This window comes from Streptomyces sp. SCSIO 30461, from assembly GCF_037023745.1.
Lineage (GTDB): Bacteria > Actinomycetota > Actinomycetes > Streptomycetales > Streptomycetaceae > Streptomyces.
In genome coordinates this window covers 2,009,712-2,030,586 of record NZ_CP146101.1, presented here as the reverse complement: position 1 = coordinate 2,030,586, position 20,875 = coordinate 2,009,712, and the positions used below count along the sequence as shown (strand labels likewise).

Below are 20,875 nucleotides of genomic sequence, written 5' to 3'. Positions count from 1 at the left end.
GCCGGTGTCCCCCGGCTGCCGGGTGTCCCCCGTCGGTCTGGTGTCCGCCGTCATTCGGGTGTCGCCGGAAACGCGCCGCGCCCGTCCCGCGCTGCCGATCGAGTCGTGGACTCGGGCAGGACGCGGGACGGGGACGGCGCCGAACGTCAAGGATCAGCGGATTTGGCGGTGCACGTTCTCCCGCCTCGCGGGGCCGGGGCTGGCGTCGGCGATCCACGGTCCGTCGCCGCTCGGGTCGATGACGCCTTCCTCGAGCCAGGTGTAGCTGCCGGCGAGTACGCCGTTGACCATCTTCCGGTCGAGGTCGTCCGTGTTGGCCCACAGCCGACCGAAGAGCTCTTCGACCCTAAGACGGGACTGGCGGCAGAACGCGTCAGCGAGCTGGTACGCCTCACGGCCGTGCGAACCGGTAAGCCTCAGGTGCTCGGCGCGCACACAGGCGGCGCTCATGGCGAAGAGTTCGGCGCCGATGTCCACGACCCGCCCGAGGAAGCCCTGCTTGGTCTCCATGCGGCCCTGCCAGCGGGACATCCCGTAGAACGTGGAGCGAGCCAGCTTGCGTGCCGAGCGCTCCACGTACCGCAGATGAGCCGACAGGTCGGCATGGCCGGTCCGCTTGAACTCGGCGTACGAGCCCGGCAGCTGACCGGGACCGGCGACGAGCTTCGGCAGCCAGCGGGCGTAGAAGGCGGTCGCCTGGGCGCCGGCCTTCGCCTTGTCGCCGAGTGACTTGTCCGGGTCGATGATGTCCCCGGCCACCGAGAGGTGCGCGTCGACCGCCTCGCGGGCGATCAGCAGGTGCATGATCTCGGTCGAGCCCTCGAAGATCCGGTTGATCCGCATATCGCGCAGCATCTGCTCGGCCGGCACCGCCCGTTCGCCGCGCGCGGCCAGCGACTCCGCGGTCTCGAAGCCGCGTCCGCCGCGGATCTGGATCAGTTCGTCCGCCATCAGCCAGGACATCTCGGAGCCGTACAGCTTCGCGAGCGCGGCCTCGATGCGGATGTCGTTGCGGTCCTCGTCGGCCATCTGGGACGACAGGTCCACGATCGCCTCGAGGGCGAAGGTGGTGGCCGCCATGAACGAGATCTTCGCTCCGACGGCCTCGTGCTTGGCGACGGGCTTGCCCCACTGCTCGCGCACGGACGCCCATTCACGGGCGATCTTCAGACACCACTTGCCCGCCCCCACGCACATAGCGGGCAGTGACAGGCGCCCGGTGTTGAGGGTGGTCAGCGCGATCTTCAGCCCGGATCCCTCCGGACCGATGCGGTTCGCCGCGGGGACCCGGACCTGGTGGAAGCGGGTGACGCCGTTCTCGATACCGCGCAGCCCCATGAAGGCGTTGCGGTTCTCGACCGTGATGCCGGGTGAGGTCGCCTCGACCACGAAGGCGGTGATACCGCCCTTGTGGCCCTCGGACTGCGGCACCCGGGCCATCACGACGAGCAGGTCGGCGACTACACCGTTGGTGGTCCACAGTTTGACGCCGTCGAGTACGTAGTCGTCGCCGTCCGGCACGGCCATCGTGGCCAGGCGCGCCGGGTCGGAACCGACGTCGGGCTCCGTGAGCAGGAACGCGGAGATGTCGGTGCGGGCGCAGCGCGGCAGGAAGGAGTCCTTCTGCTCCTGGGTGCCGAAGAGTTTCAGCGGCTGCGGCACACCGATGGACTGGTGGGCGGAGAGCAGCGCGCCGACGGCCGGGCTGGCGGAGCCGATCAGGGCCAGCGCCTTGTTGTAGTAGACCTGGGTGAGCCCGAGACCGCCGTATTTCGGGTCGATCTTCATGCCCAGCGCGCCGAGCTCCTTGAGTCCGGCGACGACCTCGTCGGGGATCCGCGCCTCACGCTCGATCAGGGCGCCGTCGATCCGCGTCTCGCAGAAGTCCCGCAGTTTGGCGAGGAACTGCTCGCCGCGCTGGACTTCCTCGGGCGAGGGCATCGGGTGGGGATGGATGAGATCGAGCCGGAAGCGGCCCAGGAAGAGTTCCTTGGCGAAGCTGGGCTTGCGCCAACCCTGCTCCCGTGCGGCCTCGGCGACCTGCCGGGCTTCGCGTTCGGAGACCTTGGGTGCGGTTTTCGGTGTGGATGGGGCGGACATGAGGGACTCACCTCGCCGCTTCGTCGGGGGCGGCCGTGCGGAGCTACCACACGGAGCTACTCGTCCGTATCTACCCGATCCCGGACCACCTCACCAGTCTTGCGGGGCACCCGGGTGTATCGGATGCAATAGTGACCATCCGACCGTGAAACGGGGTACTCGCAGGTATACGGAGACGGCCGGAGCCCCCGCACATCGGGCTCCGGCCATCCGAGGCCTGGCCTGTTCCCAGGCCGGTCCCCCGAGGACCGGGCCCCGCCCGGGACCGGTCCTCGATTCCTCGCTCTGCAGTCCGCGGTCCGCGGTCCGCAGCGCCGTTCTACAGCGCCAGTCCGGTGAGGACGAGCACCCGCTCGTAGGTGTAGTCGTCCATCGCGTACTTGACGCCCTCGCGGCCGACGCCGGACTGCTTGACGCCGCCGTACGGCATCTGGTCGGCGCGGTAGGACGGGACGTCACCGATGATCACACCGCCGACCTCAAGGGCGCGGTGGGCGCGGAAGGCGGCCTGGAGGTCGCGGGTGAACACACCGGCCTGGAGACCGAACTTGGAGTTGTTGACCTCGGCGAAGGCCTCCACCTCGCCTTCGACCCGGTGCAGCGTGAGCACGGGACCGAACACCTCCTCGCAGGCAAGGGTCACATCCGCGGGCAGGTCGCCGAGCACCGTGGGGGCGTAGGCCACACCGTCGCGCGTGCCGCCGGTGAGCAGCTTGGCGCCGCCGGAGACGGCCTCGTCGACCCAGGACTCGACCCGCTTGGCCGCGTCCTCGCTGACGAGCGGGCCGACATCGGTGGCATCGTCGGACGGGTCGCCGGTGCCCTGCTGCTCGACGGCGGCGACGATCCTCGGGACGAGCCGGTCGTAGACCGACGCGTCGGCGATGACGCGCTGCACGGAGATGCAGGACTGGCCGCCCTGGTAGTTGGCGAACGTGGCGATACGGGTCGCCGCCCAGTCCAGGTCCTCATCGGACGACCAGTCGCCGAGTACGACGGCCGCGGCGTTGCCCCCGAGCTCCAGGGTGCAGTGCTTGTGGGGCACGGACTCCGCGATGGCGTAGCCGACCTTGTCCGAACCGGTGAACGAGATCACCGGCAGCCGCTCGTCCTGGACCAGGACGGGCATGGACTCGTTCGGCACCGGCAGGACGGACCAGGAGCCGGCGGGCAGCTCGGTCTCCGCCAGCAGCTCACCGATGATCAGGCCGGACATCGGGGTCGCGGGCGCCGGCTTGAGGATGATCGGAGCGCCGACGGCGATGGCGGGGGCGATCTTGTGCGCGCACAGGTTCAGCGGGAAGTTGAACGGCGCGATACCGAGGACGGCGCCCTTCGGGAAGCGGCGGGTGAGCCCGAGTCGGCCCTGGCCGCCCGCGTCGGTGTCGAGACGCTGGGCCTCGCCGCCGTTGAAGCGACGGGCCTCCTCGGCAGCGAAGCGGAAGACGGATACGGCGCGGCCGACCTCGCCGCGGGCCCACTTGACGGGCTTGCCGTTCTCGGCGGAGATCAGGTGGGCGATCTCCTCGGAGCGCTCGGCGAGCCGCTTCGAAACGTGGTCGAGGGCCGCGGCGCGTACATGGGCGGGGGTCGCCGAGAACTCGTCCACAACGGCGTGCGCGGCGGCGACGGCCTCCTCGACCTGGGCCGCGGTCGGCACGGAGACCGTGCCGACGACCCGTCCGTCCCAGGGGGACGTGACATCGAAGGTCGTCTCACCGGTGGCCTGGCGGCCGGCGAGCCAGAAGGCGTGGGTGGAAGTCATGTGTCCCGGCCCTTCGGAAGTAGTGCGGAAGCGGTTCTGGGCTGTGCAGGGTCCTTCACTTCCAACGATAGAGGGGCCATGCCACGGATGGCGTTTGTCCGGGGTGGAGTGGTCGGCGTGGCAGTCCTGCCGCTTTGGCACGTCGGCTGTGAGTGGTGACGGCGGCGGTGGCCGTGCCGGTGGTGGCGGGAGGGGTCAGCGGCGGCGCTCCGTGCTGACGATGAGACCGACACCCGCCACGACGACCGCGCCGCCGACCGCGATCGGCCAGGTGAGCGCCTCGTCGAGGATCAGCGCGCCGAGGAGTACGGCGACGACGGGGTTGACGTACGCGTAGGTGGCGACCAGCGACAGCGGAGCCGACTGGAGCAGCCAGGCGTACGCCGTGAAAGCGATCAGCGACCCGAACACCACCAGGTAGGCGAGCGCCGTCCAGGAGCGGGCGGACGCCTCGGTGAGCACGAAGCCGTGCTGCTCACCCCGGAGCAGACCGATCAGCAGGCAGCCGAAGCCCGCGGCCGTCATCTCGTAGGCACTCGCCGCGAAGGGGTTGGCGGGCATGGGGATGCGGGACGAGGAGAACGAGCCGACCGACCACATCAGGGTCCCCGCCACGACGGTCAGTACGCCCCAGAGGCGTACGTCGCCGCTCAGTCCGGGAAGGGTGAGCACCGCGAGCCCGGCGAGCCCTAGTGCGACACCGGCGTAGGCACCGGGGCCCGGCCGTTCGCCGGAGAGCCGACGCAGGACCACGACCCAGGCCGGGACGACGGCGACGAGGAGGGCGGCGAGCCCGGAGGGCACGGACGTCTCGGCGAGGACCACCAGGGAGTTGCCGCCGACCAGGAGCAGCAGACCGACCAGCACGGCGGAGCCGAGCTGGTGCGGAGTGGCTTTCAGGGCGGACGGCCCCTGCCGCCAGGCGATGAACGCGGCGAGTATGAGCCCCGCGGTGAGGAAGCGGGCGCCGGTGGACAGGAACGGCGGCATCGTCTCGACGACGACGCGTATGGCTAGGTACGTCGAACCCCAGACGACGTACACGATGGCGAGCGCGCCCCAGACCGCCCCGGATCCGCGACGGGGCGCGTCCTGGATCTGCGGGGTGGCGGCCGGTGCGGCGGGGGTGCTGGTGCGGAAAGCGCGTGATGTCACGAGGCAGGACGGTAGAGATCAGAACTCTCAGGCGCCAGAAATCTGCCCGGATTCGGGCAGGATCCCCGCAGAATCGAGCGCGGGGCGCCGTCGGGCCGCTCTGGGTGTTCCGCCGGACCGTATGAACCCACCGGCTTACGGTGCGGTGCGGGGTTCGGTGTGCGACGGCGTGTCCCCGGTGGCCTTGAGCGCCAGCCACAGCTCCATCCGGACGTCCGGGTCGTCCAGCGAGCGGCCGAGGATCTCCTCGACCCGGCGCATCCGGTAGCGCAGGGTGTGCCGATGTACACCCAGGTCAGCCGCTGCCGCATCCCATTGGCCGTGGCGGGAGAGCCAGGCCCGCAGAGAGGCCACGAGATCTCCGCGGCCGGTCGCGTCGTGCTCGTACAGTGCGCGCAGCATCCCGTCGGCGAATGCCCGCACGGCGTCGTCGGCGAGGAGCGGGAGGACGGATCCGGCGGCCAGCTCCTCGTGCTCCACGAGGGCGCGGCCACGGCGACGGGCGACCGAGAGCGCCTGTTCGGCCTGCTTGTACGCCCCCGCGGCCGCGATCGGTCCGGACGGCCCCGACAGGCCGATGACGACTCCGGACTCCTCGGCCTTCCGCTCGGCATAGGCCTCGCAGCCGCTGAGCACCTCTCCCCCGTCGGCGGCGAGCACGACGAGCCGGCCGTCGCCCTCGGGCACGGTGAGCACGGTCTCGCCTGACCGTGCCGCGGCGGACTCCACGGATTCGGCGAGCGCGGACAGAGCGGGCGCGTCGGCGGGGTCCGGTTCCCCCACCCGCTCGGCGATCAGCAGCCGGAACGGCGCGTCGAGCAGTGTTCCGTACAGGTCCCCCGCGACCGCGCGGGCGTGGTCGGGCTGCCCTGCGAGCATCAGCTGGAGCACCGCGGCGCCGAGGCGCTGCTCGGCGGCCTGGAGCGAACGCGAACGCTCGGTGGTCAGGGTGAGCAGGGCTACCGCGGAGTGCACCGCGTATCGCTCCGCTGTGCCCAGCGGGGCGCCGGTGCCCACGGCGAGTACGCCCCGCACCCGCCGCCCGGTACCCAGTGACTGGAGCTCCACCCGGTCGTCCGTTTCGCCGACCACCGCGCTCGCGGGCGCGGACCGCTCACTCAGCCGGGACACATCACCGGTGAGTCTCGCCGCGCGCCGGGTGGCCCACTCCGGTGCGGCGGCCACGACCGACCCCGAGGCGTCGTAGAGGGCGGCCCAGCCGTCGACATGGGCGGCCAGCCTGGTCAGCAGCGCGGCCGGGCCGTCCGCGAGCGCGGCACGGGTGAGCTCGCGCTGGACCTCGAAACCCGCGGTCACGGCGCGGTACTGGTCGGCGGCGATGGCGGCCGACACGGCCTTGCTGATCGCGAGGAACGGCGTGCGGCGGGGCACTTCGAGCAGCGGGAAGCCGGCCTCCCCGGCCGCGCGCAGCAGGGCCTCGGGGATGTCGTCGTAGTTGACGCCTACGGCGAACCCGAGCCCGACCACACCGGCGCCGTCCAGCCGCCGCACATAGCGCCGCATCGCCTCGTCGTCGGCCGCGTCCAGGGTCATCGCTGTGACGAGGAGCAGCTCGCCACCCTCCATGTAGGGCACGGGGTCGGCGAGCTCGCTGACGTGCGCCCATCGCACGGGCGTTTCGAGTCTGCCCTCCCCGGCGCGCACGGTCAGCTTCAGCGCGGAGTGCTGGACGAGCGAGGCAAGGGTGACCGGCATGGGACCGCGGGCTTTCGACGAAAGGAGTTTTTCGCCGTCCCGTATGAACGGCAAGCTCAATTCTGCCAGGGCGTATGAGTGGGTGGGACGCCGCCCGGGGATTCCGGCCTCCGAGTCATACGCGGAGATCGGCCTTACGCGGGGAGGCCGATCCCGTGCGCGGAGATCGACCTCATGTACGGAGATCGACCAGCACCGGCGGCGCATGCTCACCCCGTACCGAGGTGAGCGACAACACCGCGTGCCCGGCGGGCAGGGAGTGCGCGAGTTCGGATGCGGGCCAGCGCTGTCGCTCGACCTCGCGGACCGTGACGGCCTCGGCGGTGGCGCTCTTCCCGGTCACCATCCGCCGCATGAAGTGCAGCGCCTTGGTGAGCGGCTCGTCCGAGACGATCTGCCGGTTGGTGACGTCCCGGGTCTGCACCCATTCCGTGCCCCAGGCCTCGGCGAAACGCCCCCCGTCCCATGGCCCGAGCCCTGCGAAGGCCATCCGGCAGCCGACGGCGCCGAGCAGCGGGCCACGAAGCACATCGGGCACGTCCTCCAGCGTCCGTAGTGCGAGCACCACCCCGGCGTTGGCCGAACGCAGCCGCTGGACCGCCCGGACAGCGTCGGCCGTGAGCGTATGGGTGGCGTCGTCCATGACCAGGCAAGCGAAGAGGGAGCGGTCCGCGCGCCCCAGCGCTGCCTCGGTGAACTGGGCCAGGACCAGCCGGGCGATGATCCGGGACGCCTCCGAGTGTCCCCGCTCGGGCAGGTCGACGCGGACCCGCAGCGGGAGCTCGATGGCCCGCAGCGAGAACTGACGATCCGCCTCGCGGGTACGGAAGAACCGCGCGAAGGCGGGACGGTCGAGGAACGCGATGCGCTCGGCGAGCAGCACACCGATGTCGTCCGAGCGCTCCGACTGCCGCTCGCGTGCGTCCAGCTCCCGCAGTTGGGAGAACTCCCCGGCTGCTTCCAGGGTTTCGCGCAGGACGCGGACGGCCTCGGGCACCCCGCCGACGAGATCGCGCAGGTCGGATACGGCGGGGAAATGGCCGTGGACACTGCGGTAGGGCCCGATGAGCTGCGCGAGCGCGGTGGCTGCCCGTCGGCTGTCGGCGGTCAGATCCCCGACCAGGGCCTCAGCGAGCACTCGGGCGGCCTCGTCGGGATCGTCGGCGCCGCCATAGAGGTCGAGGTCGTGCGTGGAGTCGGGCCGCCCGGGCGCGATGACCAGGTCGAAGGCCTCGTCAGGGCCGAGCGGCGTGCCCTGCGCGGCGACGGCCACCACTGCGGCCCGGTTGGCGAGCGCCTGAAGGCACATCGCCTCGACCACGGGGCGGATCAGCCGGACGGTCTTCCCGGACCCCGAGGGTCCGACCGCGAGCAGCGAGGTGCCGAGGACGGCCGGTTCGAGGGCGACACCGGTGGTGCGCCGGGCGTAGGGGTTGCGGGGGTGGTCGGCGGCGGTGCCGATGCGCACCTGGTGTGCCAGCAGGTCGTGCCGCACGGTACGCACGGGCAGGTCCCGATCACCGGAAGGATGCGTGAAGGCGGCCGAGCCGCGTCGCAACGCGGACTCCGTGAAAGCCTCGAGGCGCGACGGGTCGGCCTGCACGGAATGCCAGGCTCGGCGGATCCGGGCGAAATCGATGTCGTTCATCCGCCCGTCTCTGACCTCCCCCGCGAGGCGGTCCGCGACCGCCGGCTGGCCCGCGCCGCGCAGTTCGAGCCAATCGCCGGGGTCGTCCTGCCTGGTGGTGACAGCACTGGATTCCAGACCGAGCCGACGTGGCGGGCGCGGTACGCCGAGCAGCGGAAGCAGCAAACGGCGGCCCAGCTCGGGCCAGTGCCCGAGGCGACCGAAGAAAACAATCATTCCGATGAGCAGCAGGATGTCGATCGCCCCGCCGATGATGCCCTTCACCACCGCATCATCGGACAGTTTGACCAAGGCCCCTGTCCAGTAGTGGGGGTCCAGCCAATACGGGATGTAGTAGTTGTCGTAGAGCGACCAGAGGAGCAGCGCGGACAGCAGTGAGATCAATGCGCCGGTGAGTAGCCTCGGAATCGGGATCGACTCCGGCTCCTGTTCCGGCCGTGGCCGGTGCCCCAGTCGCCACACCCCTGGCCCGGCCTGCGGGCGGGGTGTGCGCAGCCAGTCGCCGAGGGAGCCGCCGATCGCCGGGGCCGGAGCGTGGGCGGGAGCCGGGGGCACGGCCGGGGGCTCCGGCGGCACGTTCGGCATGGGCGGTGGCCCGGCCGGGCGCGGGACGGAGTGCGAGCCGCCCGTGCGTGTGCCGTGAGCGTCGTAGGTGCCGTCGGTGTCCATGAACCCTGCCCCCTGACCAGCCAGGACCTCGTCTGTGCCACCGTCAATCTAGTGGTAGGCGGCGGGTGGTTCACCGATCTGCGGCAGGATCCGTGCGTGCGCGGGCAGGCCGTGTGTGCGCTGCGGTGCGTTCTGGAGGCACTGCGGCACCAGCGTCCGCTCCGGCGCCTACGGCGCCCGTACGCCCCAGCCAGGGTCCGGCGGGACGGGCCCGTACCGCGCAGCGCGGCCCGCACCCGCCCGGTTTCTATGTCCGTGGCGGACAACGACACGCCCCCACCACTCCCGAACGGAGCATGCCGGACCCCCTGGACCGGCCCTAGCCTGCGAAGAAAGAAGCAGTGCGTCCGAAAGACACCAGGAGCCCCCATGACCGACATCCCGCAGGAGCGCCGCGTCGTCACCGCCATCCCCGGCCCGAAGTCGCAGGAGCTGCAGACCCGTCGCCTCGCCGCGGTCGCGGGTGGCGTGGGTTCCGTGCTGCCTGTGTTCACCAGCCGCGTCGGCGGCGGCATCATCGAGGACGTCGACGGCAACCGCCTGATCGACTTCGGCTCCGGTATCGCCGTGACCTCTGTGGGCGCCTCTGCCGAAGCCGTCGTACGCCGGGCCTCGGCCCAGCTCCAGGCCTTCACCCACACCTGCTTCATGGTCACTCCCTACGAGGGCTATGTGGAGGTCTGCGAGGCCCTCGCCGAACTCACCCCTGGCAACCACGCGAAGAAGTCCGCGCTGTTCAACTCGGGCGCCGAGGCCGTCGAGAACGCCGTCAAGATCGCCCGCGCGTACACCAAGCGCCAGGCGGTCGTGGTCTTCGACCACGGCTACCACGGCCGCACCAACCTCACGATGGCCCTGACGGCCAAGAACATGCCGTACAAGCACGGCTTCGGCCCGTTCGCGCCCGAGGTCCACCGCGTCCCGGTCGCCTACGGCTACCGCTGGCCGACCGGTCCGGAGAACTGCGGACCGGAGGCCGCCGCCCAGGCCATCGACCAGATCAACAAGCAGATCGGCGCCGAGAACGTCGCCGCGATCATCATCGAGCCGCTGCTCGGCGAGGGGGGCTTCATCGAGCCGGCCAAGGGTTTCCTCCCGGCGCTCGTGAAGTTCGCCAACGACAACGGGATCGTCTTCGTCGCCGACGAGATCCAGTCCGGCTTCTGCCGCACCGGCCAGTGGTTCGCCTGTGAGGACGAGGGCGTCGTTCCCGACCTGATCACCACAGCGAAGGGCATCGCCGGCGGTCTGCCACTGGCCGCCGTCACCGGCCGCGCCGAGATCATGGACGCCGCTCACGCGGGCGGCCTGGGCGGCACCTACGGCGGAAACCCGGTGGCCTGCGCTGGTGCGCTCGGAGCCATCGAGACCATGCGCGAGCAGGACCTCAACGGCAAGGCCAAGCGCATCGAGGAGCTCATGAAGGGCCGCCTCGCCGCCATGCAGGAGAAGTACGAGATCATCGGCGACATCCGCGGTCGCGGCGCGATGATCGCCATCGAGCTGGTGAAGGACCCGGCCACCAAGGAGCCCAACCCGGAGGCCGCGGGCGCGCTCGCCAAGGCCTGCCATGCCGAGGGCGTCGTGGTACTCACCTGCGGCACGTACGGCAACGTGCTCCGCTTCCTGCCGCCGCTGGTGATCGGCGAGGATCTGCTCAACGAGGGCCTGGACATCATCGAGGCGGCGTTCGCCGGGATCTGAGAACTCCACTTCGGGGTGACCGCGAGTAATCGCGTGCTCTCTGTGAAGAAGGTGTGGGGGGGCGATGGCGGGATGGCGTTCCGGCTGTCGGTCCCCCTCCCTGCTGCCGTACGGTCTGCGCAGATGAGAGAAACACCCCGCTCGCAGGGGACTGCGGGCGGTTCCAGGCCGGAGCCCCCCCAGCCCCGTTCTGGCCGTGCCCTCGCGCACACCACTGGAGCCAGCGGCTCCGGAACTCCTCACCGATCGGACAGCCGCCCGCCCCAGACCCCCCGGGGCGCGCGGTGCACCGGTCAGCACGACCGCCTCGGAGCCAACCCCCCTGTTCCGGGGCGGTCGGCTGTTTCTCCCGCGACACTCGGCGTGCTCCTGGCGGTCGCCGTCTGGGCGCTCACGACCTGGCAGGTCGCCGCCCACGGCTCCCTCCGCACCCTCGACGAGCGGGTCGAACGAGCGGTTGTGGGTACCGGCCCGGTCCGGCTCGCCGAGTTCCTCGCCGATCTCGGAAACATGACGGTCGCACTGCCGGTCCTGGCCGCGGCCGCGGCATGGTCCGCATGGCGCCGCCGACGGGCCGAGGCACTGGCCGCGGTGCTCGCGATGGCCCTCGTCCCTGCCCTGGTCGCTCCGCTCAAGGCGCTGATCGGCCGACCGGGGCCGCTCACCGAAGAAATCGGGTACTACCCCTCCGGCCATGCGGCTACCGCGATGGTGGCGTACGGCGCCGCGGCCCTGCTGCTGTCCGGAACCACGCGCAACAGGGCCATGGCCCTGACGTCGGGCGTCGTGGCGGCCTTCGTCACGCTCGGCGCAGGCGCCGGGCTTGTCCTGCGGGGATACCACTGGCCCCTGGACGTGCTCGGGAGCTGGTGCCTGGGGGCCATCCTGCTGATCGGCGCGAGGGCCACGGCACGGGCATGGACGGCACGCGCGGGCCGACGTCCCGGTCCGCGCGCCCATGAGCCCCCGGTGGACGGGCACTAACTGTCGAAGCCGAGCCCCAGCCGGTCCAGCGTCCGCAGCCACAGATTGCGCTTGCCGCCCCGCTCGTCCGCACGGGCCAGTGACCACTTGGTGAGGCCGATGCCCGCCCAGGCGACCGGTTCCGGCGGAAACGGCACGGGCTTGCGGCGGACCATTTCCAGTTCGACCCGCTCGGTACGCTCCCCGGCGAGCAGGTCGAGCATCACATCGGCGCCGAAGCGGGTCGCACCCACGCCGAGCCCGGTGTAACCGGTGGCGTACGCGACCTTCCCGCCGTGCGCCGTGCCGAAGAACGCCGAGAAGCGGGAGCAGGTGTCGATCGCGCCGCCCCACGCGTGGGTGAAGCGCAATCCCTCCAGCTGTGGGAAGCAGGTGAAGAACTGCCCGGCCAGTTTCAGATAGGTCTGCGGACGGTGGTCCCGGTCGGCGGTGACCCGGCCTCCGAAGGGATAGATGGCGTCGTAGCCGCCCCACAGGATGCGGTGGTCAGTGGTGATCCGGAAGTAGTGGAACTGGTTGGCGCTGTCGCCGAGGCCCTGGCGCCTCTTCCAGCCGATGGCGTCCAGTCGGGCGGCCGACAGCGGTTCGGTCATCAGGGCGTAGTCGTAGACCGGGACGATGTACGGGCGCAGGCGCCTGACCAGCGACGGGAAGACATTCGTACCCAGCGCCGCCTGCCGGGCGAAGACCCTGCCGTACGGGGTGCGGACGGCCACCTCCGTGCCGGACGAGGAGAGCTGGAGCGCACGGGTGTTCTCGTAGATGCGCACACCGAGGTCCTGGCAGGCCTGCTTGAGGCCCCAGGCGAGCTTCGCCGGGTGCAGCATGGCGACTCCGGTGCGGTCCCACAGCCCGCCGAGGAAGGTCGGCGAGTCGACCTCGGCGCGTACCGCGTCGCGGTCGAGCAGCTCCATTCCGCCTGCCAGACCCACGCTGTCCGCCTCCTCGTACAGCTGCCGGAGTTCCTCGACCTGGTGCGGTTCGGTGGCGACGTCGATCTCGCCGGTGCGCTCGAACTCGCAGTCGATGCCGTAGGTGGCGACCGCCTGCTCGATGGCGTCGAGGTTGCGCGCGCCCATGTCCTCCAGCCGCGCCATGTCGTCCGGCCAACGGGCGAGGCCGTTGCTGAGGCCGTGGGTGAGGGACGCGGCGCAGAAGCCGCCGTTGCGGCCCGAGGCGGCCCAGCCCACCTCGCGGCCCTCGATCAGTACGACGTCCCGACTCGGGTCGCGTTCCTTGGCGATGAGGGCCGTCCACAGTCCGCTGTAGCCGCCGCCGATGACGAGCAGATCGGTCCGCTCGTCGCGGGTGAGCGCCGGCAGGGCGGCCGGCTTGCCGGGGTCTTCCAGCCAGAAGGGGACGGGCTGGGCGTCGGAGAGCGATGAGGCAAAGGTCATGGCTGCTGGGGCCATGGTTTCCACTCCTTCGGAGCTCGCCCGGGGCCGGTCGGGGCCCCGGGCCTTGCGCTGCGTGTCCTACTTGGGCAGTGCGGTCTTCTTCCGCCGGTTGGTGATGACCTGGGCGGTGACCACGACGACGACGGCGATGGCGAACATGGCCGTACCGATGACGTTGATCTGGACGGGCGTACCGCGCTGGGCCGAGCCCCAGACGAACATGGGGAACGTGACGGTGTTGCCCGAGTTGAAGTTGGTGATGATGAAGTCGTCGAACGACAGCGCGAAGGACAGCATCGCGCCCGCGGCGATACCGGGCGCCGCGATCGGCAGGGTGACTCTGAGGAAGGTCTGGACGGGCCCCGCGTAGAGGTCCTTGGCGGCTTCTTCGAGCCTCGGGTCCATCGACAGCACGCGTGCCTTGACGGCCACCACCACGAAGCTGAGGCAGAACATGGTGTGCGCGATGAGGATGGTCGTCGGGCCGAGCTCCGCGCCCAGGTTGAGGAAGAGGGTCAGCAGCGAGGCGGCCATGACGACCTCGGGCATCGCCATCGGCAGGAAGATCAGCGAGTTGATCGCGCCGCGCGCCCGGAAGCGGTAGCGCACCAGTGCGAAGGCGATCATCGTGCCGAGTACGGTGGCGCCGATGGTGGCCCAGAGGGCGATCCAGAGCGACAGACTGAGCGAGTCGCACATGTCGGCGACACCGCACGGGTCCTTCCAGGCGTCGGTGGAGAACTCCTGCCAGGAGTAGTTGAAGCGCCCCGCCGGTTTGTTGAAGGAGAACACCATCACGATGATGTTCGGAATGATCAGGTAGGCCAGCGTCAGCAGGCCCACGAGCACGACGAGATTCCGCCGTATCCAGCGCACCAGACTCATCAGACCAGGTCCTCCGTCCCTGCCCGGCGGATGTAGACGGTCACCATGATCAGCACGACCGCCATGAGGATGAACGACAGCGCTGCCGCGGTCGGGTAGTCGAGCACCCGTAGGAACTGCGACTGGATGACGTTTCCGACCATCCGGGTGTCGGTGGAGCCGAGCAGTTCGGCGTTGACGTAGTCACCGCTGGCCGGGATGAAGGTCAGCAGCGTTCCGGAGACGACACCCGGCATCGACAGCGGGAAGGTCACCTTCCTGAAGACCGTCGACGGTCTTGCGTACAGATCTCCCGCGGCCTCATGGAGCCTGGGGTCGATCCGCTCGAGCGAGGTGTACAGCGGGAGGATCATGAACGGCAGGAAGTTGTACGTCAGACCCGTGACGACCGCGAGCGGGGTGGCCAGTACCCGGTTGCCCTCGGTCATCCCCAGCCAGCTGGTGACGTCCAGGAAGCCGATGGTGTTGAGCACGTCCACCACCGGGCCGCCGTCGGCGAGGATCGTCTTCCAGGCGAGCGTGCGGATCAGGAAGCTGGTGAAGAACGGGGCGATGACCAGCACCAGCAGCAGATTGCGCCAACGGCCCGCCCGGAACGCGATCAGATACGCCAGCGGATAGCCGAGCAGCAGGCACAGGAACGTGGCCGTGCCCGCGTAGAGCAGCGACTTCAGAAACTGCGGGTAGTAGTCGGTCAGCGCGTCCCAGTAGGTCTGGAAGTGCCAGGTGACCTTGAAGCCCTGCTCCAGTGAGCCGGTCTGCACCGAGGTCGACGCCTGGTAGACCAGCGGCAGGGCGAAGAAGACGATCAGCCACAGAATGCCCGGCAGCAGCAGCCAGTACGGCACCAGCGCCCGGCGCAGCGATGGCTTGCGGGTGACCGGGCCCGGCTCCAGCCCTGGCTCAGGCGGTGCCACGGCTGTCTCGGAGGCGGTCGTCATGCTGCCTCCTCCACGGTCTCGACACCAGCATCGATGTCCTGGGCCGCGTCCAGTCCGAAGGTGTGCTCCGGGTTCCAGTGCAGCACGACCTCCGCGCCGGGGGTGAGTCGTGCGTCCCGTTCCACGTTCTGCACGTACACCTCGAGCTCCGGGCAGACCGGGCTGTCGATGACGAACTGGGTGGAGACTCCGATGAAGCTGGAGTCCGCGATCTTTCCGGTGAAGCGGTTGCGGCCGTCGGGAATGCCGTCCATGTCGTCGGCGTGCACGAGCGAGATCTTCTCCGGCCGTACGCCGACGAGCAGCTTGCCGCCGGCGCGGGGCTGGGTGGCGGTGCGTGCGGCGGGCAGCCTCAGCTTGGCATCGGAGGCGCTGACCAGGATGTCGCCGCCGCTGATCTCGGCCACCTCGGCCTCGATGAGGTTGGAGGTGCCGAGGAAGTTGGCCACGAAGGTGGTCTGCGGGTTCTCGTAGAGCTCGGCGGGGGCGCCGAGCTGCTCGACCCGGCCGCCGTTCATCACCGCGACCGTGTCGGCCATGGTCATGGCCTCCTCCTGGTCGTGGGTGACATGGACGAAGGTGATGCCGACCTCGGTCTGGATGCGCTTGAGCTCAAGCTGCATCTGGCGGCGCAGCTTGAGGTCGAGCGCGCCGAGCGGCTCGTCGAGCAGCAGCACCTGCGGGTGGTTGATCAGGGCCCTGGCGACGGCGACACGCTGCTGCTGGCCGCCGGAGAGCTGGTGCGGCTTGTGCTTGGCCTTGTCGCCGAGCTGGACGAGTTCGAGCATCTCGTCGACCTGCTTCCGCACGGACTTGACGCCGCGGCGGCGCAGTCCGAAGGCGACGTTCTCGTGCACGCTCAGATGCGGGAAGAGGGCGTAGCTCTGGAAGACGGTGTTCACGGGGCGCTTGTACGGGGGCAGGTCCGTGACGTCCCGGTCGCCGAGGAAGACGGTGCCGGTGGTGGGGTCCTCCAGTCCGGCGATCATCCGCAGGGTGGTGGTCTTACCGCAGCCGGAGGCGCCGAGCAGGGCGAAGAAGGAGCCCTGGGGCACCGTGAGGTCGAGTGGGTGTACGGCGGTGAAGGAGCCGTAGGTCTTGCTGATCCCGGAGAGTCGGACGTCGCCGCCGGCGTTCTTGTCTGTCATGGGTCGCGGTCCCGGAGGTCTAGGGCGAGCAGGAGCAAGGGGGTGCGAACAGGGGCGCAGAATCGATTAGGCGCCGATGAGCTTGGCGAACTTCTCCTCGTAAGCCGTCTCTTCCTTGCTGCTCAGCGAGCGGAAGGAGTGAGACTTGGCCGCCATGGCCTTGTCCGGGAGGATCAGCGTGTTCTCGGCGAGTTCCGGGTCGATCTTGGCGAGCTCGGGGCCCACGCCCTCGACCGGGCACACGTAGTTGATGTAGGCGGCGAGCTGGGCCGCCACCGGGAGCTCGTAGTAGTAGTCGATGAGCTTCTCGGCGTTGGTCTTGTGCCGCGCCTTGGCCGGGACCAGCAGATTGTCGCTGGAGGTCATATAGCCGGCGTCGGGGATCACGAACTTGATGTCGGGGTTGTCGACCCGCAGTTGGACGAGGTCGCCGGCCCAGGCCAGACAGGCGGCGATGTCGCCCTTGTCGAGGTCCGATGTGTAGTCGTTGCCGGTGAAGCGGCGGATCTGCTTCTTGTCGACGGCCTGCTGCACCCGGGCGATCGCCGCGTCGTAGTCGTCGTCGGTGACCTTGGCGGGGTCCTTGCCCATGTCGAGCAGGGTCATGCCGATGGTGTCGCGCATCTCGGACAGGCAGGCAACCCTGCCCTTGAGTGCCGGGTCGTCGAACAGCTGCGACACGCTCTCGATCTTGCGGCCACCCGTCGCCTTGGCGTTGTAGGCGATGACGGTCGAGATACCGGTCCAAGGGTAGGAGTAGGCCCGCCCCGGATCCCAGTCGGGGCTGCGGAACTGCGGCGAGAGATGCGCGTAGGCGTTCGGGAGGTTGGAGGGGTCGAGCTTCTGCGCCCAGCCGAGCCGGATGAACCGCGCGGCGAGCCAGTCGGTGACGCAGATCAGATCCCGCCCGGTGTCCTGGCCGGCCGCGAGCTGGGGCCTGATCTTTCCGAAGAACTCGACGTTGTCGTTGATGTCCTCGGTGTACTTGACCTGGATCCCGGTGCGCCTGGAGAACGCGTTCAGGCTGGGGCGGCTCTTCTCGTCGTCGCTGATGTCGATGTACTGGGTCCAGTTGGAGAAGGCGATCTGCTTCTCCTGCTTCGAGTGGTCGTCGGACGCGGCGGGCGCGTCGCCCTCCCGCTTGGCCGGCGGGATCCCGCAGGCGCTCAGTGCGCCCACGCCGCCGACGGTGAGCGCGCCGACACCGGACGCACGCAGCAGGGAGCGGCGGGAGAGGGCGCCCCTGCCGCCGGCCATGCTGCGCCGTATCGCTGCCTGCTGGGTCGCCGAGAGCTGCTCGGGCTGGTACTGCTTCATGCGCTGTGCCCTTCCGGGGGAATCGTGTGCCCTATAGGGGGTGCTTTCGCCGCTGAAGCTGCGGCTGGGCCACGCGGCGGGAGCCGCTCGTCGATCACCGCTCTCCGATGGCGGATCGCGGATCACCGGTCACCGGTCACCGGTCACCGGTCACCGGTCACCGGTCACCGAAGATCGTGCGGTGCCAGTCCTTCCTGACCACTGCGGTGTTGTCGTACATCACATGCTTGACCTGCGTGTACTCCTCGAAGGAGTACACCGACATGTCCTTGCCGAAGCCGCTGGCCTTGTAGCCGCCGTGCGGCATCTCGCTGATGATCGGGATGTGGTCGTTGATCCAGACACAGCCCGCCTTGATCTCGCGGGTGGCCCGGCCCGTGCGGTACACGTCCCGACTCCAGGCGGACGCGGCCAGGCCGTACGGGGTGTCGTTGGCGAGCCTGATCCCCTCGTCGTCCGAGTCGTAGGGGAGGACGACCAGCACCGGGCCGAAGATCTCGGACTGGACGACCTCGCTGTCCTGGGCCGCCCCTGCGATCAGGGTCGGCAGGTAGTACGCGCCCCTCTCCAGGTCCCCGCCGGGCACCTGGCCGCCGGTGACGACGGTGGCGTACGCACGGGCCCTGTCCACGAACCCGGCGACACGGTCGCGCTGGACATGGGAGACCAGCGGCCCGAGGTCGGTGGCGGGGTCGAAGGGGTCGCCGAGCCGCACGGTCGCCATCAGGTCGGCGACTCCGGCGACGAAAGCGTCGTAGAGCGGCCGCTGCACATAGGCGCGGGTGGCGGCGGTGCAGTCCTGGCCGGTGTTGATCAGCGCGCCCGCGACGGCGCCGTGCACGGCGGCCTCCAGGTCGGCGTCGTCGAACACCACGAAGGGGGCCTTGCCGCCGAGCTCCAGGTGGAGCCGCTTGACGGTGGCCGTGGCGACCTCGGCGACCCGCTTGCCGACGGGCGTGGAGCCGGTGAACGAGGTCATGGCCACGTCGGGGTGCCCGACGAGGTGCTCTCCGGCTTCCCTTCCGCTGCCGCTGAGGACGTTGACCACACCGTCGGGGATACCTGCCTCGGTGGCGGCCTGGGCGAACATCAGCGAGGTGAGGGGGGTGATCTCGGCGGGCTTGAGCACGATGGTGTTGCCTGCGGCAATGGCCGGGAGGATCTTCCAGGCGGCCATCTGGAGCGGGTAGTTCCAGGGCGCGATGGACCCGACGACACCGATCGGCTCCCGGCGTACGTACGAGGTGTGGTCACCGCTGTACTCACCGGCGGACTGGCCCTGGAGGTGGCGCGCAGCCCCGGCGAAGAACGCCGTGTTGTCCACCGTGCCGGGCACGTCGAACTCGCGGCTCAGCTTGATCGGCTTTCCGCACTGCAGGGACTCGGCCTGGGCGAGATCCTCCGCCTGCTCGGTCAGCACGGAGGCGAAGCGGTGCAAGGCGTCGGAGCGCTCGCCCGGGGTGGCGCCCGCCCAGCCGGGGAACGCCTCGCGGGCGGCTGCGACGGCGTCGTCGACGTCCGCCGTGCCTGCCAGCTCGTATGCGAGGACCTGCTCTCCGGTGGCGGGATCGACGACGGCGTGGTGTCGTCCTGATGTGCCCGGACGCAGCCGGCCGCCGATGTACTGCGCCCCGTCCGCGAAGCGGTCCTGTGCCTGGAAGCGGTTGCCCATGACGCTCTCCGTTGTTCCAGCTCGATTTGAGTGCCGATCCTGACAGAGGGATAGCTCTCCAACAAGTGATTCCGTAGTTGCCTTTTGGTTACGCGACGGATTCGGTTGACCATGTGTCGCGTCCCAGCGTCGATCCCGTACGGAGTGTCAGTGGCGAATGCCACACTCGCGTGCATGGGGAGCACTGAGTTGACCACCGAGTCCCTGGTAAAGCGGATCAGGGGCGGTGAGCGCTTGAAGTTTCTTTACTTCTGGGGTCACACAGCACGCCGCGAAGGCGAGATCGGGCCCGCCTGCCTGAGCCAGTGGTGGCCGTCGCGGTTCACCGCGGATGGGGTCGAGTATGCGACCGCCGAGCACTGGATGATGGCCGAGAAGGCACGGATCTTCGGCGACGAGGAGGCGGAGCGGCAGGCCGTGGAAGCGCCTCATCCGGCGCTGGCGAAGAAGGCGGGCCGGCTGGTGCGCGGCTTCAGCGAGGAGATATGGGCCCGTGAGCGCTTCGCGATCGTGGTGGCGGGCAGCGTGCACAAGTTCTCGCAGGACCCGCGACTGCGCTCCTACCTGCTGTCCACCGGTGACCGGGTACTGGTGGAGGCGAGTCCCATGGACCGGATCTGGGGAATCGGGCTCGCCGCGGACGACGCGCGGGTCAGCGATCCGGCGCGCTGGCGCGGGCGGAATCTGCTGGGGTTCGCACTGATGGAGGCACGCGAGCGGCTGCGGGCCGCGGTGCCGTCGTCCGCTCCCGGTGGCGATGTGGGGGCGTGACCCGGAGAGCTGTCGACCGGCGACAGGAACGGGGCGAGGGCGGCACCGAGGCGGGCCTGGCGCCGAGGGCGGGCCACCGGGCGGTGCGGGTGCCCGCCCGGTGGCCCGTCCGGTCAGCGGCGGGGGTCGGACACGACCAGGGTCGTCGCCCAGGGGTCGTCGTCCACCCCGCTGTCGTACCTCTCCTCGTCCCATCCCTCGTGGTTCGCGAACAGCCACACCATGAACGCGAAGAAAGCGGCCCCCAGCACGATCCCGACGGAGCCGAGGATGATCCCCGCGAGGGCCTGCCCCTTGTTGGTCGCCTGGCCTCGCACGTAGCGCTTGCGCCCCAGGATGCCGAAGATCAGCGCCAGCACGCCCAGGACCAAGCCGGGGATGCCGTAGCAGAAGAAGCCGCAGACCGAGATGATCCCGAGCACCATCGCGGTGGTGCCGAAACCGTTCTGCGGCTGTGCCGTGACTCCCCAGGAGCCGGTGTGACCCGGATATCCGGGATGCCCGGAGGAAACCGGGTAGCCGGGGTATCCGTACGCGGAGGTCACGGGTCCTTGCGCCGCCGGGTAGCCGTACGCACCGGGAGCGGCCTGCGCCGGCCCGCCGGGGGCCACGGGTGGCGGCGGCACTGCACCGGTGCCTGCAGGGGGCGGGTCCGCCGGACCTGTGCCTGTCTCCGTGTCGGGCACCGAGGTCAGGGTCGGCTGGTCATGGACACCGCGTCCGGCCGGCGGGGTGTCCTGGACATCCGGAACGGTCGGACTCGCGGGCGCGGTGGACTTGCCGAGCTCCACCCCACCGGACTGCCCTCGTCCCCCTTGCGAGGCGCTGTGCTCGGGTGGCGCCCAGGGATCGCTCGGGGTGTGGCCGGCCGGCGGCCGGTCACTCTGCTCTTGCATGTGTCGTCCTCCCCCATCGTGAACTGGTCATGCTACGGGCGCCGCGCAAGGCCGCGGACAGCCCGCCTACGATGATCCCTGACCGGGACGGCCCAGCATCCACGGAG

General features: G+C 70.0%; 15 protein-coding genes. 3 read left to right on the top strand and 12 right to left on the bottom strand.

Features of this window, described 5'->3' with window-relative positions:
* Positions 1 to 153: 153 nt before the first annotated feature.
* The 5 genes from V1460_RS09225 to V1460_RS09205 all read right to left on the bottom strand — a co-directional run bounded on the left by V1460_RS09225 (position 154) and on the right by V1460_RS09205 (position 9,053).
* Positions 154 to 2,100 carry an acyl-CoA dehydrogenase family protein gene (locus tag V1460_RS09225; protein ID WP_338673251.1) on the bottom strand — a complete coding sequence of 649 codons (1,947 nt, stop codon included), beginning with the start codon at positions 2,098 to 2,100 and terminating at the stop codon, positions 154 to 156.
* A 319-nt stretch (positions 2,101 to 2,419) separates the two neighbouring features.
* A complete protein-coding gene (locus V1460_RS09220; protein ID WP_338673250.1) occupies positions 2,420 to 3,865 on the bottom strand; it encodes an aldehyde dehydrogenase family protein in 1,446 nt (481 codons plus the stop codon).
* A 195-nt stretch (positions 3,866 to 4,060) separates the two neighbouring features.
* Positions 4,061 to 4,963: an EamA family transporter gene (locus tag V1460_RS09215; protein ID WP_338677983.1), complete on the bottom strand. Its 903-nt coding sequence runs from the start codon at positions 4,961 to 4,963 to the stop codon at positions 4,061 to 4,063.
* Between the two features lie 192 nt (positions 4,964 to 5,155).
* Entirely contained in the window at positions 5,156 to 6,736 is a 1,581-nt protein-coding gene (locus V1460_RS09210; protein WP_338673249.1) for a PucR family transcriptional regulator ligand-binding domain-containing protein, read from the bottom strand.
* 172 nt (positions 6,737 to 6,908) lie between these two features.
* The gene (locus V1460_RS09205) at positions 6,909 to 9,053 is read right to left on the bottom strand and encodes an ATP-binding protein (protein ID WP_338673247.1); all 2,145 of its coding nucleotides are present in this window, start codon (positions 9,051 to 9,053) and stop codon (positions 6,909 to 6,911) included.
* Positions 9,054 to 9,422: 369 nt separating this feature from the next.
* On the opposite strand from V1460_RS09205, the gene gabT reads away from it, so the two are divergent.
* Together gabT and V1460_RS09195 are read left to right on the top strand one after the other, a co-directional pair.
* Positions 9,423 to 10,757, top strand: coding sequence for a 4-aminobutyrate--2-oxoglutarate transaminase (gabT, locus tag V1460_RS09200; protein WP_338673246.1), 1,335 nt, complete (start codon positions 9,423 to 9,425; stop codon positions 10,755 to 10,757).
* 363 nt (positions 10,758 to 11,120) lie between these two features.
* Positions 11,121 to 11,741, top strand: coding sequence for a phosphatase PAP2 family protein (locus tag V1460_RS09195; protein WP_338673244.1), 621 nt, complete (start codon positions 11,121 to 11,123; stop codon positions 11,739 to 11,741).
* On the opposite strand, the gene V1460_RS09190 is transcribed toward V1460_RS09195, so the two are convergent.
* The 6 genes from V1460_RS09190 to V1460_RS09165 all read right to left on the bottom strand — a co-directional run bounded on the left by V1460_RS09190 (position 11,738) and on the right by V1460_RS09165 (position 19,101).
* Entirely contained in the window at positions 11,738 to 13,153 is a 1,416-nt protein-coding gene (locus tag V1460_RS09190; protein WP_338673243.1) for an FAD-dependent oxidoreductase, read from the bottom strand. The genes V1460_RS09195 and V1460_RS09190 overlap by 4 nt on opposite strands.
* A 63-nt stretch (positions 13,154 to 13,216) precedes the next feature.
* Positions 13,217 to 14,023, bottom strand: a complete 807-nt coding sequence (locus V1460_RS09185; RefSeq protein ID WP_338673241.1) for an ABC transporter permease — start codon at positions 14,021 to 14,023, stop codon at positions 13,217 to 13,219.
* Positions 14,023 to 14,964, bottom strand: coding sequence for an ABC transporter permease (locus V1460_RS09180; RefSeq protein WP_338673239.1), 942 nt, complete (start codon positions 14,962 to 14,964; stop codon positions 14,023 to 14,025). The genes V1460_RS09185 and V1460_RS09180 overlap by 1 nt, the downstream gene beginning before the upstream one ends.
* On the bottom strand, positions 14,961 to 16,112 hold the full coding sequence (locus tag V1460_RS09175; protein ID WP_338673238.1) for an ABC transporter ATP-binding protein: 1,152 nt from the start codon (positions 16,110 to 16,112) through the stop codon (positions 14,961 to 14,963). The genes V1460_RS09180 and V1460_RS09175 overlap by 4 nt, the downstream gene beginning before the upstream one ends.
* 66 nt (positions 16,113 to 16,178) lie before the next feature.
* Entirely contained in the window at positions 16,179 to 17,429 is a 1,251-nt protein-coding gene (locus V1460_RS09170; RefSeq protein WP_338673237.1) for a spermidine/putrescine ABC transporter substrate-binding protein, read from the bottom strand.
* 157 nt (positions 17,430 to 17,586) lie between these two features.
* Entirely contained in the window at positions 17,587 to 19,101 is a 1,515-nt protein-coding gene (locus V1460_RS09165) for a gamma-aminobutyraldehyde dehydrogenase (protein ID WP_338673235.1), read from the bottom strand.
* Between the two features lie 174 nt (positions 19,102 to 19,275).
* Between V1460_RS09165 and V1460_RS09160 the strand changes: the two genes are divergently transcribed.
* Positions 19,276 to 19,872 (top strand): NADAR family protein, encoded by a 597-nt coding sequence (locus V1460_RS09160; RefSeq protein WP_338673234.1) that lies wholly within the window; start codon positions 19,276 to 19,278, stop codon positions 19,870 to 19,872.
* 113 nt (positions 19,873 to 19,985) lie between these two features.
* On the opposite strand, the gene V1460_RS09155 is transcribed toward V1460_RS09160, so the two are convergent.
* Complete coding sequence (locus V1460_RS09155) at positions 19,986 to 20,768, bottom strand: DUF4190 domain-containing protein (protein WP_338673233.1); 783 nt, start codon at positions 20,766 to 20,768, stop codon at positions 19,986 to 19,988.
* Positions 20,769 to 20,875 lie beyond the last annotated feature (107 nt).